Raw genomic sequence first — 16,942 nt, forward strand, 5'->3', positions numbered from 1 at the left:
GCAAAGCAGGCGCAGAAAAGCATCAAGCGCCTGCTGACAGCCTTGCGGCGCGAGCTCGAAAGCCTCGATGCCGATCTCGACAGCCATATCCGCAAGTCGCCGGTCTGGCGGGTGCGCGAGGCGCTGTTGACCTCGGTGCCGGGTGTCGGAGCGACGACAGCGCGCACGCTGCTGGCCGAACTGCCCGAGCTCGGCAGCCTCGACCGGCGCCAGATCGCCTCGCTGGCTGGTCTTGCCCCATGGACGCGGCAGTCGGGAAAATGGAAAGGCAAGAGCTTCATCGGCGGCGGCCGCGGCAAGGTACGCGCCGTCCTATTCATGGCCGCCCTCGTCGCCAGCCGATACAACCCCGACCTCAAGGCCTTCCGCGACAGGCTGGTCGCGGCCGGCAAGCCCAAGATCGTCGCCACCGTCGCAACCATGCGCAAGCTACTCACCATCCTCAACGCCATCATCAGGGACGGACGACCATGGCAAACCGCTTGACAAACAAGACAGTCGCTCTCCCCGTAAACGGGGCGAAGGGGATATGCCGCAACCTCTCCGTCACCCGCTCACCTCTCGCAGGGCACGTCCCCTCGCCCCGTTTTTACGGGGAGAGGGTTAGGGTGAGGGGCAGCCATCCGCATGAACCGGATAGCCACGCAGCGCAATCGGGAAGCTCGCTTACTTCGAGATGATAAGGTATGAACGGGGATAACTGCCACAGTTCGAACAGTTCTCCGGTTACCACCATTTCTTCGCCTGGAATCGGCGCGTGGGGTCGCGGGGACACTCCATCATCAATGCCTTCGATATACCAACGAGGCGCATTCTCCGACATGAAACGGGAAGTGAGGTCGATCGCCGTCCCTTCACCGTGCCGAGGCAGGGTCGCCCGTAAATATTCCCGCTGCAGTCTTGGGATGGCCTCGATGGAGAGACGCGCGAAGAAAGCGTCTTCAGCAGACGGCGCCGTGCCGCCGGCGAGGGCCGGCATTGCCAGCGCTCCACAGAGAAAAGCAGCCTGGATCAATTGTCGATCTAACCGCATGTCGAGCCCTCAGCCTGCCGAACATGGTAGCGATGGCAGCGCGCCGGCGCTATACAACTTATTTGCGACCGATAAAAATTCCTCTTGGCGTGCGTGCGCACGCAACCTCACCCGCAATCTGACATTTCGCCTCATCAGCAACCAACGATTCACCATTGTTGACCGTGAAAATCACGCTAGAATGGCGATCATGGCGGCGTCTCCCCGGAGGAATGAGAGGCGCTTCGTTTCTGTCGAAAATCGTGGAGGAGCGTCGATGGCAACTGAAAGATGGAACAGCCCGGTCAAGGTTGGTTTCGAAGATGCCGATGCGCGAACGGTCAATGGTCCGTTCGATGCGCTGAAGTGTCTGGCGGATCTCTGGCCGAGTATGCGCGGGCTTCGTTACATCAAGGCTCGCAGTACCTGCCGGGCGGCGCTCGACGGGCGCAAGAGCGTGGAAGAAGCAAGAGCCGAGTTCCTGGCGGCAGCCGAAGAGGCGAAGCTGAAGCTGCATTAGCAGTTCGGCAAGGAATTTCGGGCGATTTTCGCCTTCTGGGCGCGCAAGCGTGCCGGAACGGGACAATGCTTTTATTTTAGCTTAACCCTGCAACAAGTGCGTCCGGGTTTCGGTGCAAAGGCGTTGCGCCTGGTACAGGTGCATCCATAGAAGACGACCAGCCATCATGATGATGGTTAGAGGCTCGTCACCTCTGCGGAAACGCAGGCGAGCCTCGTCCGAGCAAAGCGGACGCCTCAGCAGTCCGCGCCGCCCTCACTCTCCACTTCGATATAACCGACACCGATGATGGTGCCATCCGATGCGCGGATGAAGGACGGCAAATACTGAGGCTCTGCCGGCGTGCAGGCGACGGTCCCGGTATATTCGTTGAGGGCGATCTGGTCCTTCGGCAAAGCGGAATAATTCGTGCCGGTTTCCAGCGAGGCATGCGCGGAGCCGGCAAAGACACCGCAACCCACTATCAAGGTCGTTGCCCAGAGGCGAGGAAGCAGCTGCATGAGAGTCTCCAGCGTTTAGGTCCGGCCTTTCAACACGCGAGAGAGCATTTTGGTTCCCTTCATGCATCGCAAAGACATGCGCGCGAGCCCGGCACCGGACTTTTATTTGATGCATGTCGTTGTCCTAAAACCGCTGCACACTTTTAGGCGACATACATTAGCGTCGCAGCAGGCGACCACGCACATAGCCTCGGCCGACGACGCCCTCGGCGATCTCGATCGCCCGCTCGACATCGCCCCGCCGGCGCACGAAACCCTCCAGGATGACATAGGAGCCCGATATGCTGACGGTGATTTCGCCGGATTCGACATCGGCGGCGGCATGAAGGGCGCTCTCCACCGATGCGCGCGTCGCGGCATCGCTGTGGCCCTGCCGGCCGGGCTCGCCATGCCCCGTGAATGCTGGAAAGCCGAGCACCGTGAACGTTTCCTGATGTTGGTTGATGTCTGTTAACGCCGCTGCGACGCATTTCGTTGCGTCCCCCGGAAAAGAAGAGCCTGTTCGACAGCGATACTTGCGCGGTGGCATGGGCACCCCTTGGCGAAAGGCGCCGCGGCTTCCATATCTGGCGGCAGTCTGAGAGGGATGATGACGATGAAAGCGCTTTTGCCTGCCTTGTTTGCCGGGGCAATGCTTGCCGGCTGCTCCGCGGCCGATACGCAGGCGCTGGAACCCATTCCCGGCAGCATTACCTATGGCGGCCAGCCGCGAACGAAGCTCACCAAGTCGCCGGTCGGCAGCGCCGTCTACAACCAGTTCTACAACGGGGCGGGACAGCGCGTGGAGGAAACCTATATTCTTCAGCCCGACCGCAGCCTGAAGCTGGTTCGGCGCGAGATCGGTCCGGATTTCCCCGACTGAGGTGTTGCTCGCGCGCCAGATCGCTTGACAGGGACGGCAATCGCGAACATTCAAGGAACATCTAATCTTTCCCCAGTGATTCTGCGGGAGCCCGACCGGACGGCTGGATGTATCTCGAAAAGCTCAATCCGCAGCAGCGCATGGCCGTCGAGCACGGCACGCTCATCGACGGCAGCCATATTGCCGGGCCGCTGCTGGTCATTGCCGGCGCCGGCTCCGGCAAGACGAACACCTTGGCGCATCGGGTCGCCCATCTCATCGTCAAAGGCGCCGATCCCCGCCGCATCCTGCTGATGACCTTTTCGCGCCGGGCCGCCGCCGAGATGGCGAGGCGTGTCGAGCGCATCTGCCGCGATGTGCTTGGTGCGAATGCCGGCGTCATGGCGGATGCGCTTTCCTGGTCCGGCACCTTCCACGGCATCGGCGCGCGGCTGTTGCGCGATTATGCGGAGCAGATCGGTCTCGATCCAGGGTTTACCATCCACGACCGCGAAGACAGCGCCGATCTGATGAACCTGATCCGGCACGACCTCGGCTTCTCGAAGACGGAAAGCCGTTTTCCCACAAAGGGCACCTGCCTTGCCATCTATTCCAGGGCGGTGAATTCGGAAACCGCGCTCGACCTCGTGCTGCGCGACGTCTTTCCCTGGTGCGCGACGTGGGAGAAACAGCTGCGCGAACTTTTCGCCAGCTATGTCGAGGCCAAGCAGAGCCAGAATGTGCTCGATTACGACGATCTGCTGCTCTACTGGGCGCAGATGGTCGGCGAGACTGTCATTGCCGAGGATATCGGCAGCCGCTTCGACCATGTGCTGGTCGACGAATATCAGGACACCAACCGGCTGCAGGCCTCGATCCTGCTGGCGCTGAAGCCCCAGGGCCAGGGGCTGACCGTCGTCGGCGACGACGCGCAATCGATCTATTCCTTCCGTGCCGCGACAATACGCAATATTCTCGATTTTCCCGCCGCCTTCAGCCCGGCCGCCAATATCGTCACGCTCGACCGCAACTACCGCTCGACGCAGCCGATCCTCGCCGCCGCCAACGCCGTCATCGATCTCGCCTCGGAGCGCTTCACCAAGAACCTCTGGACCGAGCGGCAATCATCCGAGCGGCCGCGCCTGGTCACGGTGCGCGACGAGGCCGAGCAGGCGCGGTATATCACCGACATGGTGCTCGATAACCGCGAGGAAGGCCTCACGCTCAAGCAGCAAGCCGTGCTCTTCCGCACCTCGCATCACAGCGGGCCGCTGGAGGTCGAGCTGACCCGGCGCAATATTCCCTTCGTCAAGTTCGGCGGGCTGAAGTTTCTCGACAGCGCGCATGTGAAGGACATGCTGGCCGTCCTTCGCTTCGCGCAGAACCCGCGCGACCGGGTGGCGGGCTTCCGGCTGATGCAGATCCTGCCGGGTGTCGGGCCGTCCACGGCGCAAAAGGCGCTCGACCTGATGGCCGAGGATGCCAGCCCGATCTCTGCTCTTGCCGCCATGCCGGCGCCGCCGCGCTCCGGCGAGGACTGGACTGATTTCGTTGCCATGCTGCAGGAGTTGAAGTCGGGCAAGGCCGGCTGGCCGGCGGAAATCGGCCTGGCGCGGCAATGGTACGCGCCGCATCTGGAACGGCTTCATGAGGACGCAACGACGCGGCAGGCCGATCTGCTGCAGCTCGAGCAGATCGGCAGCGGTTACGCCTCGCGCGAGCGCTTTCTGACCGAACTCACCCTCGATCCGCCGGATGCGACCAGCGACCAGGCGGGCGTGCCGCTTCTCGACGAGGACTATCTCATCCTTTCCACCATCCATTCCGCCAAGGGCCAGGAATGGACGAAGGTGTTCATGCTGAACGTCGTCGACGGCTGCATCCCGAACGATCTCGCTGTCGGCACCACCGCCGAAATCGAGGAGGAACGCCGGCTGCTCTATGTCGCGATGACGCGCGCCAGGGATGGTCTCGACCTCGTCGTGCCGCAACGCTTCTTCACCTATGGGCAGAACTCACAGGGCGACCGGCATGTCTATGCCTCACGCAGCCGCTTCATTCCCGCGACCCTGCTGCAGTTCTTCGAAGCCTGCAGCTGGCCGCAGGGGAAATCGGAGGCCGCTCAAGCGCAGGCGCGACAGGTGCGCATCGATGTCGGCGCCCGCATGCGCGGCATGTGGCGATAACTGGATAGAGTTCAGAGTGAAAGCGGCGGCTCGGCCGGTTTCAGGAAATGCTCGACCCTTGCGGACTCCACAGCCTCGACTGACGCCGGCGACCATTTCGGGTTGCGGTCCTTGTCGATGACGGCAGCGCGGATGCCCTCGAAGAAATCGGGATTATCAAGCATCTGCAGACAGGCGCCGAGTTCACGGCCGAGGCATTCGGCAAGCGAGGCGCTGCGGCGGCCGGCTCTCAGCAGCCGCAAAGCGAGCTTCAGGCTGGTCGGTGAACGCGTCAGCAGCACCCGGCGCGTCTCGACGGCGAATTCGCCCTCCTCCTCGGCGAGTGCTGCCAGGATCTCCTCGACGCTGTCGAACCGAAATGCGCGATCGACCATCGCCGCGTTCTGCTTGAGCCGGCCTTCTCCCTGAGGCTCCGAAAGCGCCTGCAGCACGGCATCGACATCGCCGGATGAACTGCCGCGCGGCAGGCCCGAGAGAGCATCGATCACCTCGCCGAGCCGCGACGACGCGATCTGACGGTCGGCAAGCCCAGCGTGGATCGCATCGGCCGCACCAATATCGAGCCCTGTGAGACCGAGCCATGTTCCGGCCTCACCCGGCGCACGTGGCAGCAGCCAGGTGGCGCCGACATCCGGGACATAGCCGATGCCGGTTTCGGGCATGGCCAGCCGCGTGCGCTCGGTGACGATGCGGTGGCGGCCGTGCGACGACAGGCCGACGCCGCCGCCCATGGTGATGCCGTCCATCAGCGCGACATAGGGTTTGGGATAGGCGGCAATCAGATGGTTGAGGCGGAATTCCTCGCGCCAGAAGCTTGCCGCCAGGCCATCGCCGGCGCGGGCGCTCTCATGCAGGGCGCGGATATCGCCGCCGGCGCAGAAGCCGCGTTCGCCCTCCCCCACCATCACGACGCTTGCCACCTCGGGATCACCGGCAAAGTCGTGAAGGGCCGCGGTGATCGTGCGGATCATCGGCAACGTCAGGCTGTTCAGTGCTCGCGGCCGGTTGAGCCGGATGATGCCTGCGGTACCCCGCCGTTCAATGATGACTTCGTCTTGCCGTTCGTTGTCCTGCATGTTCACCTCATCTATTACGACCATGAATAGACGACGATGACGGATCGCTCCAGTCGATTTAAGGTCGGCTCAGGCAGACAGCGAATTGCGGGCGGAGGCTGCAGCTTCGCACCGGGCGGCGTAGTCGATGGCAAGTTCCAGCGGCAGCGGCCGCGAGAAATGATAGCCCTGCGCCAGACGTACGCCCATCGCCTTCAATCCCTCGGCGATCTCTTCGCTTTCGACGCCTTCGGCGACGGAGGCGATGCCGAGATTCTGGCAGAGATTGGCGACCGAGCGGGTGATGTTCATGCAACGGGCGTCACGATCGAAATTCATCACGAAGGACTTGTCGATCTTCAGCTTGTCGAAGGCGAGACGATGAATATGGCTGAGGCTCGAATAGCCGGTGCCGAAATCATCAAGCGCGATCGAGATTCCGGCAGCGCGCAGCATTGATATCACCTGGTCGGCGGTGTCGAAATCGGAGAGCAGCGCCGTCTCGGTGATCTCGAATTCGATGCGCCTGGGATCGATGCCGGAGCGGGTGATCATGGCCAGCAGCGCCATCGAGGTTTCGTGGTCGCAGATATCGCGCGCCGAGAGATTGAAGGACAGCCTGAGATGCCGTGGAATGATCGCCAGCGCTTCGAGCGCCTTGGCGAAGAGGATGCGGGTTATGCGGCCGATGACGGCCGTGCGCTCAGCAGCCGGAATGAAGGCGTCCGGACTGATGCGGCCGAAGCGGGCGCTGTCCCAGCGGGCAAGCGCCTCGTAAGCGACGACGCGGCCGCTCCTCAATTCGACGATCGGCTGATAGTCGAGTTTCAATTCCTTGGCGAAATCGTTCGCCTGCAGTTCGAGTTCGATCAGGTGGCGCTGCGTCAGAATCTTCTCGTGGTCGGCCGAGAAGAATTCGACGCCGCTGCTGCGCTTGCTCTTGACCTGGTAGAGGGCGAAATCCGCTTTCTCGTAGAGATCCTCGGCGGTGTATGCGCCGATATCGGGATAGACTATGCCGCAGGAGCCGAAGACGCGGACCGAGCCGTCGGGGATTTCGAAAGGGTCGCGGACGGCAGCACAGAGCGCCTGGCCGAGATCGGCGATCGCCTGGCGTGTCATTGAGCAGGGAAAGATGATCCCGAACTCATCACCGCCGAGACGGGAGACGATGCCCTCTTCGCCGACCAGCGCGACGAAGCGGCGGGCCGTCTCCTTGAGCACGAGATCGCCGGCGGCATGGCCGAAGACATCGTTGACCGGCTTGAAGCCATCGAGATCGAGAATGCCGAGGACGGGCGGCGCAGACGAATCCTTCTGCAGCCGTTTTTCCAGCGAGAGAAAGAAGCTGCGGCGATTGGCAAGGCCGGTCAGCTGGTCATGCAGGGCGTTGCGGCTGTTGACGAGGTTCAGCTCCTCGGCTTCCGCCTGCTTCTGCTTCAGTTCCTCGGTCAATTGCACGAGACCGACGAAATTCTGGAAATAGCTGTTGATCACCCGGAGGAAGGGCAGGATCAGGAAGAGACCGCTGACGGCCGTCGCGACGAAAACGGGATTGCCCGAAAACATGAAGGTCGCGACCATGGCCGAGAAGGTGATGACCGTGGTCAGCGCCGCCGCCATCGGCAGATGCATCAGGCAAAAGATGCAGGAAATGCCGGTCACAACGAGGAAATAGGCGATCTGGCCCTGCTGGGAGGCATCGCCATACTGGTAAAGCGCAATCGCCCAGCCGCCGAAAGCGACGGTCAGGATACCGGCCCCTGATATCGTGAGCTTCATCAGCCTGTAGGCCCGCTCGGCGGTCACATCTTCCTTGCCGCGGATCTCCCACCAGCAGAGACGGAAGACACAGACGACGCTCAAGGTCACAGGAATGTAGAGCGAGAGCCAAAGGGGGGCGGATTTGAGGTGGGTGATCGCCACTGCAAGGGCGTTGATGATCAGCAGGACATAGAGAATGGGTATCTGCGACGACAGGGCCCGGAACTGCGCCAGCAGAAGCGTCGGATTGTCTTTTTGCAGCTGCAATGAGGCCAGAAAGTTCTTCATCGTCTCTTTTCCGTTGGCCAGAGCCAGCCAGACAAAGGTTGATTTTCCTTATTCACGTGACGGCATGCGGCCCCGCAGCCGCGGGGATGATAAACAGGCTATTGCATCAGGCGCCTGAAGCGCTGCGCACTTTTGCTGGACGTGCTCTAGAAAGAAGCGGCGGCCAGTGCCCGGTGGATGCTATGCAGGTCGTCGACGCTCTTGTTCGACAGGAACAGTTCCCAATCGAGCGAGCTCTGGACGATGGTTTCCAGCGAATCGTATCTGGGCTTCCAGTCGAGCACCTGGCGGGCGAGCGAAGCATCGGCGACGACGCTTGCCGAATCGCCGGCGCGCCGCGGCGCCATGTGGATCTTGAAGGAATGCCCGTGCAGGCGGGTGACCATGTTCAGCACGTCGAGCACCGAATAGCCGCTGCCATAACCGCAATTGGCAACGAGCGAGCCCTTGTCCCTGCGCAGGTGCTGCAGCGCTTTCAGATGCGCATCCGTGAGATCGCTGACATGGATGTAGTCGCGAACGCCGGTGCCGTCATGGGTGGGATAATCGATGCCGTAGACATTGACGCTGTCGCGCCTGCCGAGTGCTGCCTCGCAGGCGACCTTGATGAGGTGCGTGGCGCCTGAAGTCGACTGGCCGGCGCGATGATGCGGGTCGGCGCCGGCGACGTTGAAGTAGCGAAGCGCGACATAGTTGAAATCATAGGCGGCGGCGGCATCGCGCAGCATGAATTCGGTCATCAGCTTCGACTGGCCGTAAGGATTTTCCGGATTGAGAGGGGCCGTCTCCTTCACCGGCAGGTCGGTCTTTTGCTGACCGTAGACGGCTGCCGTCGAAGAGAAGACGAAGTTGCGGATACCGGCCTTGACCGAAGCGCTCAGCAGCGCCCGGGTCTTGCCGGAATTGTTGTCGTAATAGGAGAGCGGATCTGCGACCGAGACCGGAACGACGGCGGAGCCGGCGAAATGGATGATCGCCTCGATGTCGTTTTCGATGAAGACCTTTTTCAATATGTCGGGATCGGCAATGTCGCCGAGATAGAAACGCGCCGCCGGCGCCACGGCCCAGCGAAAGCCCGTGGAGAGACGGTCGAGCACGACCACATCCTCGCCCGCATCGAGCAGCGCCCACACCATGTGACTGCCGATATACCCGGCCCCGCCCGTCACCAAAACCGCCATGTCCCGCGTCCCTGCTTTCGTTTTTATAAGCAGGGGCATCAGGCGCCGGTTTTTCTTTCCAATTTTCTTATCGAACGGCCATTGGAAGGCCTTTGAACGGGTATGTTTGGAGTCGTGGTTAGAGGCCGATTTCGGGCTTTGCTAGAGTTTTATCGATCCGGCGATTCCGGCACAAAATCGACTTGGCCGACGCCACGATATCTCTTGCGGCCAGCGCTTCTCAGAGCTTGAGGATATAATCGCAGAGACGCCCGGCCGCGGTCGCCACCTGCGCGGGGTCGCGCAGGAAGCAGGCGCGCAGGAAGAGTTCGCCGCCTCGGCCGAAGGCCGTTCCGGGAGCGAGGCCGACGCCTGTCTTGTCGACGATGTCGAGCGCTGCCCTGCGGCTGTCAGCGACGCCGTCGATCTTCAGGAAGGCGTAGATCGCGCCGTCCGGCTTCAGCGTCTCGACGCGGTTGGTGGCGACAAGCGCATCGCAGAGGATATCGCGGGAGCGGGCCGCCTTGGCGATATTGGCAGCGACGAAATCGTCGCCGTGATCAAGGGCTGCGACGGCGCCCTTCTGCATGAACTGCGCCACGCCCGATGTCGAATACTGGATGAGGTTTTCGAGCACCTGGCCCATCTCAGGGGGTGCTACAATCCAGCCGACGCGCCAGCCGGTCATCGACCAGTTCTTCGAGAAGGAATTGACGAAGATGACCTTGTCGCCCTCTTCCATCACGTTGAGGAAAGAGGGCGCGCGGCCGCCGGCAAAGTAGTAGCGGGCGTAGATTTCATCCGCCATGATCCAGAGATCGTGCCGGCGGGCGAGCGCCAGGATATCGCCAAGATCCTGCTTCGTTGCGGTCCAGCCGGTCGGGTTCGACGGCGTGTTGATGAAGATGCCCTTGGTCTTCGGGGTGATCGCGGTTTCGATGCGGTTCAGATCGACCGCCCATTTACCACCTTCGAACTGCAGCTCGACACCAACGGAGCGCGCACCGGATATTTCGAGAGCGGCGGCGATGTTCGGCCAGGAAGGCGAGAGGTAAACCAGTTCGTCACCCGGCGAGGTCAGCGCCTGCACGGCGATCTGGATCGCCTGCATGCCGGAGCCGGTGACGTAGAAATGCTCGACCGGAAGCCGGATTCCGAAATGTCTGGTGTAATAATCCGACAGCGCCTGGCGAAGCTCCGGAATGCCGCGCTGCCAGGTGTAGAAGGTCTCGCCGGCGGCAAGCGCGTCCATCGCCGCCCGGCTGATGAAATCGGGCGTCGCCAGATCGCCCTCGCCCACCCAGAGCGGCAGCAGACCCTCGCGGCCACGGGCGTAATTGACGACTTCGACGATCCCGCTTTCGGGCGCCGCTACTGCGCGCGGGCTAAGGCTGCTGACGATCGACATGCATATCTCCGGTTTCCGCCTTCATAGCGGATTTGTACCGGCAAATCCCATGACATCCAGTGATGGCTTATCGATTTTCGTGATGATTGAGCCCGGCCGCAGCGGACGGGATCAAGCCGTCGGGCGCTTGGCGAGAAGATCGCGGATTTCCGTCAGCAGCTGAACGTCTGCCGGCGGCGGGGGCAGCTCTTCCGGTGCCGCCTTTTCCTGGCGCTCGATCTGGGCACGCATGGTGTTCACGCCCTTGACCATCAGGAAGATGATCCAGGCGAGAATGAGGAAGTTGATGAGCACGGTGAGAAAACTGCCATAGGCAAAGACCGCTCCCTGGGCGCGGGCGGCGGCAAGCGTCGGCGCGTTGACGGCCGACGACAGTGGAAAGAAGTAATTCGAAAAATCGAAGCCGCCGAAAATGGCGCCGACGATCGGCATAATGAGGTCATCCACCAGAGATTTGACGATGCCACCGAAGGCGCCGCCGATGATAACGCCGACCGCAAGATCCATGACATTGCCGCGGGCGATAAAGGCCTTGAACTCATTGAGCATCGGATCCGTCTCCCTCTGATACAATTGTTTTTATTAGCTACATCTTCATTGCAATTAATCAATCGGCAATCGTAATTATTTGGGGATACCCCGTGCGGTCTTTGACTTAAGGCCTAGACCGGCGGGAATTCTCAAAGTGCTCGAAATAACTTAAGCTGACCCATGTTGCGGGAGGTCCCGGCGGGTTTTCCGCCGGCGGAGGGTCAATGCTTCCAGGCTGGGTCATATTCGCGTCTGCCTTCGGCTATCTGCTCCTGCTTTTCGCCGTGGCGAGCTATGGCGACCGCAAGAACCGCGGCCCGGGCACCCGGCAAAGCGGCCCGGGCACGCTGGAAGGCGGATGGCCGGTGGTCTATGCGCTGAGCCTTGCGATCTACTGCACCTCCTGGACCTATTTCGGCAGCGTCGGGCTTGCGGCGCAGCGGGGCCTGGAATTTGCCGGCATCTATATCGGCCCCATCCTGGTCTTCACGCTCGGCATGCCGCTGCTTCGCCGTATCATCGAGCTCGCCAAGGCGGAGAAGCTCACATCGGTTGCCGATTTCGTCGCCGCCCGCTACGGCAAGAACTCGACGGTCGCAACGATCGTCGCATTGATCTCGCTGATCGGCGCCATTCCTTATATTGCGCTGCAGCTCAAGGCGATCTCCAGCACCGTCAGCGCTATGGTCAATCCGTCCGATTACGGCATCGGCAGCGGCAACCTCTATTTCCTCGACCTGCCGCTCGTCGCAACGCTGGTGCTTGCCTGCTTCGCCATCATGTTCGGCACGCGGCATACGGATGCGACGGAGCATCAGGACGGCCTCATCCTCGCCGTCTCGATGGAATCGGTGGTCAAGCTCGTCGCCTTCCTGACGGCCGGCGTCTGCGTCATCTGGTTTCTCTTCGATGGCCCGACCGATCTCTGGCGCAAGACCGTCGACAATGAGCTGGTCATGTCGGCGCTCAGCTACCACACGCCGATCAGCCGCTGGATCACCCTGATCCTATTGTCAGCCTTTGCGATCATCCTGCTGCCGCGGCAATTCCACGTGACGGTTGTCGAAAACCGCACCCCGAAACAGCTGAAACTCGCGGGCTTCCTGTTTCCCACCTATCTCATATCAATCAATCTCTTCGTGCTGCCGGTGGCGATCGGCGGGCTGCTGACCTTCGGCGGTAGCGGCAATGCCGATTTCTACATGCTGTCGCTTCCGCTTGCCGGCCAGATGCCCGTCATTTCGCTGATCATCTTTATTGGCGGTTTCTCCGCCGCAACGGCGATGGTCATCGTCGATTCCGTCGCGCTGTCGATCATGGTGTCGAACGACATCATCATGCCGATCTTCCTCAGGCGCAAACTCGCCGGCCGCGCCAGCCAGCGCGACAATTTCGCCAAGACGCTGCTGAACATCCGCCGCAGCGCCATCTTCGCCGTGCTGCTGTTCGGCTACGCCTATTACCGTTCGACCGACAGCACCGCCGGCCTTGCCTCGATCGGTCTTCTTTCCTTTGCCGCGATCGCGCAAATCGCCCCGGCACTCTTCGGCGGGCTGATCTGGCGGCGAGCGAATGCGCGCGGCGCGATCCTCGGGCTTACCTCCGGTTTCGTCATCTGGATCTACCTGCTGTTCCTGCCCTCGCTCGGCGGCCCCGATTATTCCTATGTGGCGAGCGCCGTGCTCGGTTTCATCTTTCCCGGGACGACGTTGTTCACCGCAGCCGACGCCGATCCGCTGGTCAATGCGATAGCGATGAGCCTGCTCGTCAACACCGCCTTCTTTATTGTCGGCTCGCTCACCCGCAACGCCAGGCCGCTGGAGCGCATCCAGGCCGGCATCTTCGTCAAGCGGCATTCGCGCTCGCAATTTGCCACGCGCGGCTGGAAGACCCGCATCAGCGTCGGCGATCTCAAGGCGGCGATCTCGCGCTATCTCGGCGAAGAGCGCATGCAGCGCTCGTTGACGACCTACGAACAGAGCTCCGGCCGCAAGCTGGAGGACGAGCAACCGGCCGATATGGCGCTCATCCATTTCAGCGAACAGCTGCTCGGCAGCGCCATCGGCTCGTCTTCGGCCCGGCTGGTGCTGTCGTTGATCCTGCAGAAGATCGAGGATGCCTCTTCCGATACTGCCTGGTTGCTCGACCAGGCGAGCGAGGCACTGCAATATAACCAGGACATGCTGCAGACAGCACTTTCGCAGATGGACCAGGGCATTGCGGTCTTCGACAGTTCCAACCGGCTGACGATCTGGAACCGGCGCTTCCGGCAATTGCTGGATCTGCCAGAAAGTGCCGGCCAGGTCGGTTTTCCCCTGTCCGATATCGTCACTACGCTCAGCCAGCGCGGCGACATCGCGCCCGGCGATCTCAGCCAGACGGTGCGACATTTCCTGACGCTCGACAAACCCTTTTCGCTGGTGCTCGGCGGCGGCGAGCGSATCATCGARGTGCGYTCCAAYRCCATGCCSGACAAGGGCATCGTCGCCACCTTCACCGACATCACCCAGCGCGTGAGTGCCGACCAGGCGCTGAAACAGGCGAATGAGACTCTGGAGCAGCGCGTTGCCGAACGTACGGCCGAGCTTACCCGCGTCAACCATGAACTCGGCGAGGCACGCGCCGCTGCCGACGAAGCGAATATCGGCAAGACACGCTTTTTTGCCGCCGCCGGCCACGATATCCTGCAGCCGCTCAATGCCGCCAGGCTCTATTCCTCGGCGCTGGTCGAGCGCATGGCGCAATCCGACAACAGCCTGATCGTGCRCAACATCGATTCCGCGCTGGAATCGGTCGAGACCATTCTCGGCGCGGTGCTCGATATCTCCAGGCTCGATACCGGCGCCATGCGGCCGCGGCTTGCCTCCGTCGCGCTCTCCGACCTGCTGAAGCGTATCGAGACCGATTTCGCGCCGATCGCCCGCGAAAAACAGCTGAAGCTGGTGGTCATGCCGACGTCGCTCAGGGTCCGCTCCGACCCCAACCTGCTGCGCCGACTGGTGCAGAACCTCGTCTCCAACGCCATCAAATACACGATCAGCGGCAAGGTGCTGGTCGGCGCGCGGCGGCGCGGCAACCAGGTGATCATCCAGGTGATCGATTCCGGCATCGGCATTCCGCCATCGAAATTCCGCACCGTGTTCAAGGAATTCGCGCGGCTGGACGAGGGCGCGAAAACCGCCTCCGGCCTCGGGCTCGGCCTTTCGATCGTCGACCGCATCGCCCGCGTGCTCAACCATCCGGTCGAGCTGCAGTCGACGCATGGCAGGGGCACGGAATTCCGAATCGCCATGCCGCTCGACGTCTCGCGCCCGGCCGAGGCCACAGTGGCCGTCACGCCCGCCGACCGTCCGGGGCAGCCGCTGAGCGGGCTGAAAATCCTCTGCATCGACAATGAGCTGAAGATCCTCGAGGGCATGCGGCTCTTGATCAGCGGCTGGGGCTGCGAGGTGGCGGCGCTGGATTGTCTCGCCGACGTGATATCAAGCGACGGTCGGGACGGACCCCCAGATATCGTCATCGCCGATTACCATCTCGGCGACGGCACCGGTATTGCTGCTATCCTGCATCTGCGCCGGCAGTTCGGCGCCGATATTCCCGCTTTGCTGATCACGGCCGACCGCACGCCGGAGGTGCGCAGCGAGGCCGAGCGATACGGCATCACCGTTCAGCACAAACCGGTGCGCCCGGCGGCACTGCGCGCCTATATCACCCAGATTTCCGGCCTCAAGCGCGCAGCCGCGGAGTAGCGGAGTAGCGGAGTAAGAGATCCGCTCAGTCCGTCGCGCCCATGACACGGGCGACCAGATCGCGCACGCGCGCTGCATCCGGCACGTCACCGAACAGGATGCGGTACATGATCGGCGCCACGACCTGGTCCATGACGCGGTCAACATCCGGAAAGACCTCGCCGCGGGCCTTTGCCCTCTCGGCGATGACGCCGATCTGCTGGCGGGTAAATTCAGCGCATTTGCAGGCATTTGCGCCCGCCTGCGCCGCCAGCACGTCGTGGATCATCTCGCGGCCCGGCCCGGAGGACATTTCCTCGGCATATTGCTCGGCCCAGGCTTCGAGATCGGCCTTGCCACTGCCGGCATCGACCGGCTGCATATCCGGGCGCAGCCGATCGACGGCGACATCGGCGAAAAGCTCCTGCAGGTCGCCCCAGCGGCGATAGATGGTCGATGGCGTCACCCCCGCCTTGCCGGCGATCAGGGGGATCGTCACGTCGGCGCGGCTCATCTCGGCCATCAGCTCACGGACCGCCTTGTGCACCGATGCCTGAACCCGGGCGCTTCTGCCGCCCGGACGGAGATTCTCTTTCACTGTCATGCGGGCAACCCGACTTTCTCTCCTTGATGCCGATGGTTCAAAATCTTTGACAGACCTATTAACGCAAAGAATTTGCTTTTACGAAATGCCTGCTCTACATAAGCTAACGCAACGGCTTAGCTTTAAGGAGCTTATATATGTTCGTCGCAGCCAAATCCACCGAGAATTCGCCGCGCGCCTCGATCGGCCTTCATGCGCTGACGCTCGCCACCTTCTTCGGCGCCTCCGCGGCGCCGACGCCGCTCTACCGGATCTATCAGGAAAACTTCTCCGTCTCGCCGGTGCTGATCACGGTGATTTTCGCGGTCTACGCCTTCGCGCTGCTGGCGGCGCTGCTGACCGCTGGCTCAATCTCCGACCACCTCGGCCGCAAGCCGGTAATCTTCTTCGCCCTTGTGCTCGAAATCGTCGCCATGGCGCTCTTCGTCGTCGCAAGCGGTCCCGGCTGGCTGATCGCAGCACGGATCGTGCAGGGGCTGGCAACGGGAATCGCCGGCGCCTCGCTCGGAGCGGCGCTCGTCGATGTCGACCGGGCAAAGGGACAGATCGTCAACTCGATCGCACCGCTTTCCGGCATGGCGGTGGGCGCGGTCGGCACCAGCGCCTTGATCCAATACGGCCCCTTCCCGATGCATCTGATCTATGCGCTGCTGCTCGTCGCCTTCACGCTGCAGGCAGCGGCCATCTGGCTGACGCACGAGACCGGCGGCACGCGGCCGGGCGCACTCGGCTCGCTGATCCCGCGGGTCACCGTTCCGCCGCAGGTGAAGCGACCGCTCTCGCTGGTGACACCGATCAACATCGCCAACTGGACGCTTGCCGGCTTCTATCTCTCGCTGGTCCCGTCCTTGGTCGCCACCACGACCGGCAGTCGGGCGCCGCTGACGGGCGGGGCCGTCGTCACCGCATTGATGGTGAGCGGAGCGATCGCCGTCTATCTCAGGCGCAGCAAGACGGCCTCGGCCAATCTCGCTTTCGGCGTATCGGCCAAGACGCTCGGCATCCTGACGGTCGTTGCCGGCGTGCATCTCGCCAATGTGCCGCTGCTGCTGATCGGCACGATTTTCACCGGCGCCGGTTTCGGCACCAATTTCCTCGGTTCGATCGGCACAATCATGCCGCTCGCCAAACCGGACGAGCGAGCCGGGCTGCTGTCGGCCTTCTACGTCCAGAGCTACCTCGCCTTCAGCCTGCCGGCGATCCTGGCCGGGTTCCTGGCGAAATCGGCCGGTTACGCGCTGACGACGGATATCTATGCGACGGCGATCCTGCTTTTGATGGGCGTCGGACTGAGGAGCATTCGCGCCGACCGGCGGAAGGTCGCGGGGAGCGCTGCCTGACAGTC

The 16,942-nt window shown here is 62.4% G+C and carries 15 protein-coding genes; 6 read left to right on the top strand and 9 right to left on the bottom strand.

Annotated features, from left to right (window positions below):
- Positions 1-486, top strand: a 486-nt coding sequence (locus AC1ECN_RS29150) for a transposase (protein WP_477954901.1), incomplete at its 5' end; no start/stop codon positions are given.
- A gap of 103 nt (positions 487-589) precedes the next feature.
- On the opposite strand, the gene AC1ECN_RS29155 is transcribed toward AC1ECN_RS29150, so the two are convergent.
- On the bottom strand, positions 590-979 hold the full coding sequence (locus tag AC1ECN_RS29155; protein ID WP_397460641.1) for a hypothetical protein: 390 nt from the start codon (positions 977-979) through the stop codon (positions 590-592).
- Between the two features lie 310 nt (positions 980-1,289).
- Here AC1ECN_RS29155 and AC1ECN_RS29160 point away from each other — a divergent pair, with 310 nt between their 5' ends.
- Positions 1,290-1,532: a DUF982 domain-containing protein gene (locus tag AC1ECN_RS29160; protein WP_017990228.1), complete on the top strand. Its 243-nt coding sequence runs from the start codon at positions 1,290-1,292 to the stop codon at positions 1,530-1,532.
- A 236-nt stretch (positions 1,533-1,768) separates the two neighbouring features.
- Here the strand turns inward: AC1ECN_RS29160 and AC1ECN_RS29165 are convergent, their stop codons facing one another.
- Positions 1,769-2,032, bottom strand: coding sequence for a hypothetical protein (locus AC1ECN_RS29165; RefSeq protein ID WP_024320995.1), 264 nt, complete (start codon positions 2,030-2,032; stop codon positions 1,769-1,771).
- A gap of 157 nt (positions 2,033-2,189) precedes the next feature.
- Positions 2,190-2,450 carry a BON domain-containing protein gene (locus AC1ECN_RS29170; protein ID WP_027689560.1) on the bottom strand — a complete coding sequence of 87 codons (261 nt, stop codon included), beginning with the start codon at positions 2,448-2,450 and terminating at the stop codon, positions 2,190-2,192.
- Positions 2,451-2,627: 177 nt separating this feature from the next.
- Here AC1ECN_RS29170 and AC1ECN_RS29175 point away from each other — a divergent pair, with 177 nt between their 5' ends.
- Together AC1ECN_RS29175 and AC1ECN_RS29180 are read left to right on the top strand one after the other, a co-directional pair.
- Positions 2,628-2,894, top strand: coding sequence for a hypothetical protein (locus AC1ECN_RS29175; RefSeq protein WP_130671918.1), 267 nt, complete (start codon positions 2,628-2,630; stop codon positions 2,892-2,894).
- A 107-nt stretch (positions 2,895-3,001) separates the two neighbouring features.
- A complete protein-coding gene (locus tag AC1ECN_RS29180; protein WP_130671917.1) occupies positions 3,002-5,059 on the top strand; it encodes an ATP-dependent helicase in 2,058 nt (685 codons plus the stop codon).
- An 11-nt stretch (positions 5,060-5,070) separates the two neighbouring features.
- On the opposite strand, the gene AC1ECN_RS29185 is transcribed toward AC1ECN_RS29180, so the two are convergent.
- The 5 genes from AC1ECN_RS29185 to mscL form a co-directional block, all read right to left on the bottom strand.
- The gene (locus tag AC1ECN_RS29185) at positions 5,071-6,135 is read right to left on the bottom strand and encodes an enoyl-CoA hydratase/isomerase family protein (RefSeq protein WP_130671916.1); all 1,065 of its coding nucleotides are present in this window, start codon (positions 6,133-6,135) and stop codon (positions 5,071-5,073) included.
- A 69-nt stretch (positions 6,136-6,204) separates the two neighbouring features.
- Entirely contained in the window at positions 6,205-8,166 is a 1,962-nt protein-coding gene (locus tag AC1ECN_RS29190) for a putative bifunctional diguanylate cyclase/phosphodiesterase (RefSeq protein ID WP_130671915.1), read from the bottom strand.
- A gap of 146 nt (positions 8,167-8,312) precedes the next feature.
- Positions 8,313-9,347 (bottom strand): UDP-glucose 4-epimerase GalE, encoded by a 1,035-nt coding sequence (galE, locus tag AC1ECN_RS29195; RefSeq protein ID WP_075224277.1) that lies wholly within the window; start codon positions 9,345-9,347, stop codon positions 8,313-8,315.
- A gap of 220 nt (positions 9,348-9,567) precedes the next feature.
- The gene (locus AC1ECN_RS29200; protein ID WP_130671914.1) at positions 9,568-10,734 is read right to left on the bottom strand and encodes a pyridoxal phosphate-dependent aminotransferase; all 1,167 of its coding nucleotides are present in this window, start codon (positions 10,732-10,734) and stop codon (positions 9,568-9,570) included.
- 111 nt (positions 10,735-10,845) lie between these two features.
- Positions 10,846-11,283, bottom strand: coding sequence for a large conductance mechanosensitive channel protein MscL (gene mscL / locus AC1ECN_RS29205; RefSeq protein ID WP_018072471.1), 438 nt, complete (start codon positions 11,281-11,283; stop codon positions 10,846-10,848).
- 206 nt (positions 11,284-11,489) lie between these two features.
- Between mscL and AC1ECN_RS29210 the strand changes: the two genes are divergently transcribed.
- Positions 11,490-15,014: a PAS domain-containing hybrid sensor histidine kinase/response regulator gene (locus AC1ECN_RS29210; protein WP_477954906.1), complete on the top strand. Its 3,525-nt coding sequence runs from the start codon at positions 11,490-11,492 to the stop codon at positions 15,012-15,014.
- A gap of 25 nt (positions 15,015-15,039) precedes the next feature.
- On the opposite strand, the gene AC1ECN_RS29215 is transcribed toward AC1ECN_RS29210, so the two are convergent.
- On the bottom strand, positions 15,040-15,597 hold the full coding sequence (locus tag AC1ECN_RS29215; RefSeq protein WP_130671912.1) for a TetR/AcrR family transcriptional regulator: 558 nt from the start codon (positions 15,595-15,597) through the stop codon (positions 15,040-15,042).
- 137 nt (positions 15,598-15,734) lie between these two features.
- On the opposite strand from AC1ECN_RS29215, the gene AC1ECN_RS29220 reads away from it, so the two are divergent.
- Positions 15,735-16,937, top strand: coding sequence for an MFS transporter (locus AC1ECN_RS29220; protein ID WP_477954908.1), 1,203 nt, complete (start codon positions 15,735-15,737; stop codon positions 16,935-16,937).
- Positions 16,938-16,942 lie beyond the last annotated feature (5 nt).

It is taken from the genome of Rhizobium sp. 01N447_2 (assembly GCF_056399245.1).

Coding starts and splice junctions, on each gene's coding strand:
- AC1ECN_RS29160 (WP_017990228.1), top strand. CDS start 1,290: ATGGCAACTGAAAGATGGAACAGCCCGGTCAAGGTTGGTTTCGAAGAT.
- AC1ECN_RS29190 (WP_130671915.1), bottom strand. CDS start 8,166: ATGAAGAACTTTCTGGCCTCATTGCAGCTGCAAAAAGACAATCCGACG.
- mscL (WP_018072471.1), bottom strand. CDS start 11,283: ATGCTCAATGAGTTCAAGGCCTTTATCGCCCGCGGCAATGTCATGGAT.
- galE (WP_075224277.1), bottom strand. CDS start 9,347: ATGGCGGTTTTGGTGACGGGCGGGGCCGGGTATATCGGCAGTCACATG.
- AC1ECN_RS29185 (WP_130671916.1), bottom strand. CDS start 6,135: ATGCAGGACAACGAACGGCAAGACGAAGTCATCATTGAACGGCGGGGT.
- AC1ECN_RS29175 (WP_130671918.1), top strand. CDS start 2,628: ATGAAAGCGCTTTTGCCTGCCTTGTTTGCCGGGGCAATGCTTGCCGGC.
- AC1ECN_RS29180 (WP_130671917.1), top strand. CDS start 3,002: ATGTATCTCGAAAAGCTCAATCCGCAGCAGCGCATGGCCGTCGAGCAC.
- AC1ECN_RS29215 (WP_130671912.1), bottom strand. CDS start 15,597: ATGACAGTGAAAGAGAATCTCCGTCCGGGCGGCAGAAGCGCCCGGGTT.
- AC1ECN_RS29165 (WP_024320995.1), bottom strand. CDS start 2,032: ATGCAGCTGCTTCCTCGCCTCTGGGCAACGACCTTGATAGTGGGTTGC.
- AC1ECN_RS29155 (WP_397460641.1), bottom strand. CDS start 979: ATGCCGGCCCTCGCCGGCGGCACGGCGCCGTCTGCTGAAGACGCTTTC.
- AC1ECN_RS29220 (WP_477954908.1), top strand. CDS start 15,735: ATGTTCGTCGCAGCCAAATCCACCGAGAATTCGCCGCGCGCCTCGATC.
- AC1ECN_RS29200 (WP_130671914.1), bottom strand. CDS start 10,734: ATGTCGATCGTCAGCAGCCTTAGCCCGCGCGCAGTAGCGGCGCCCGAA.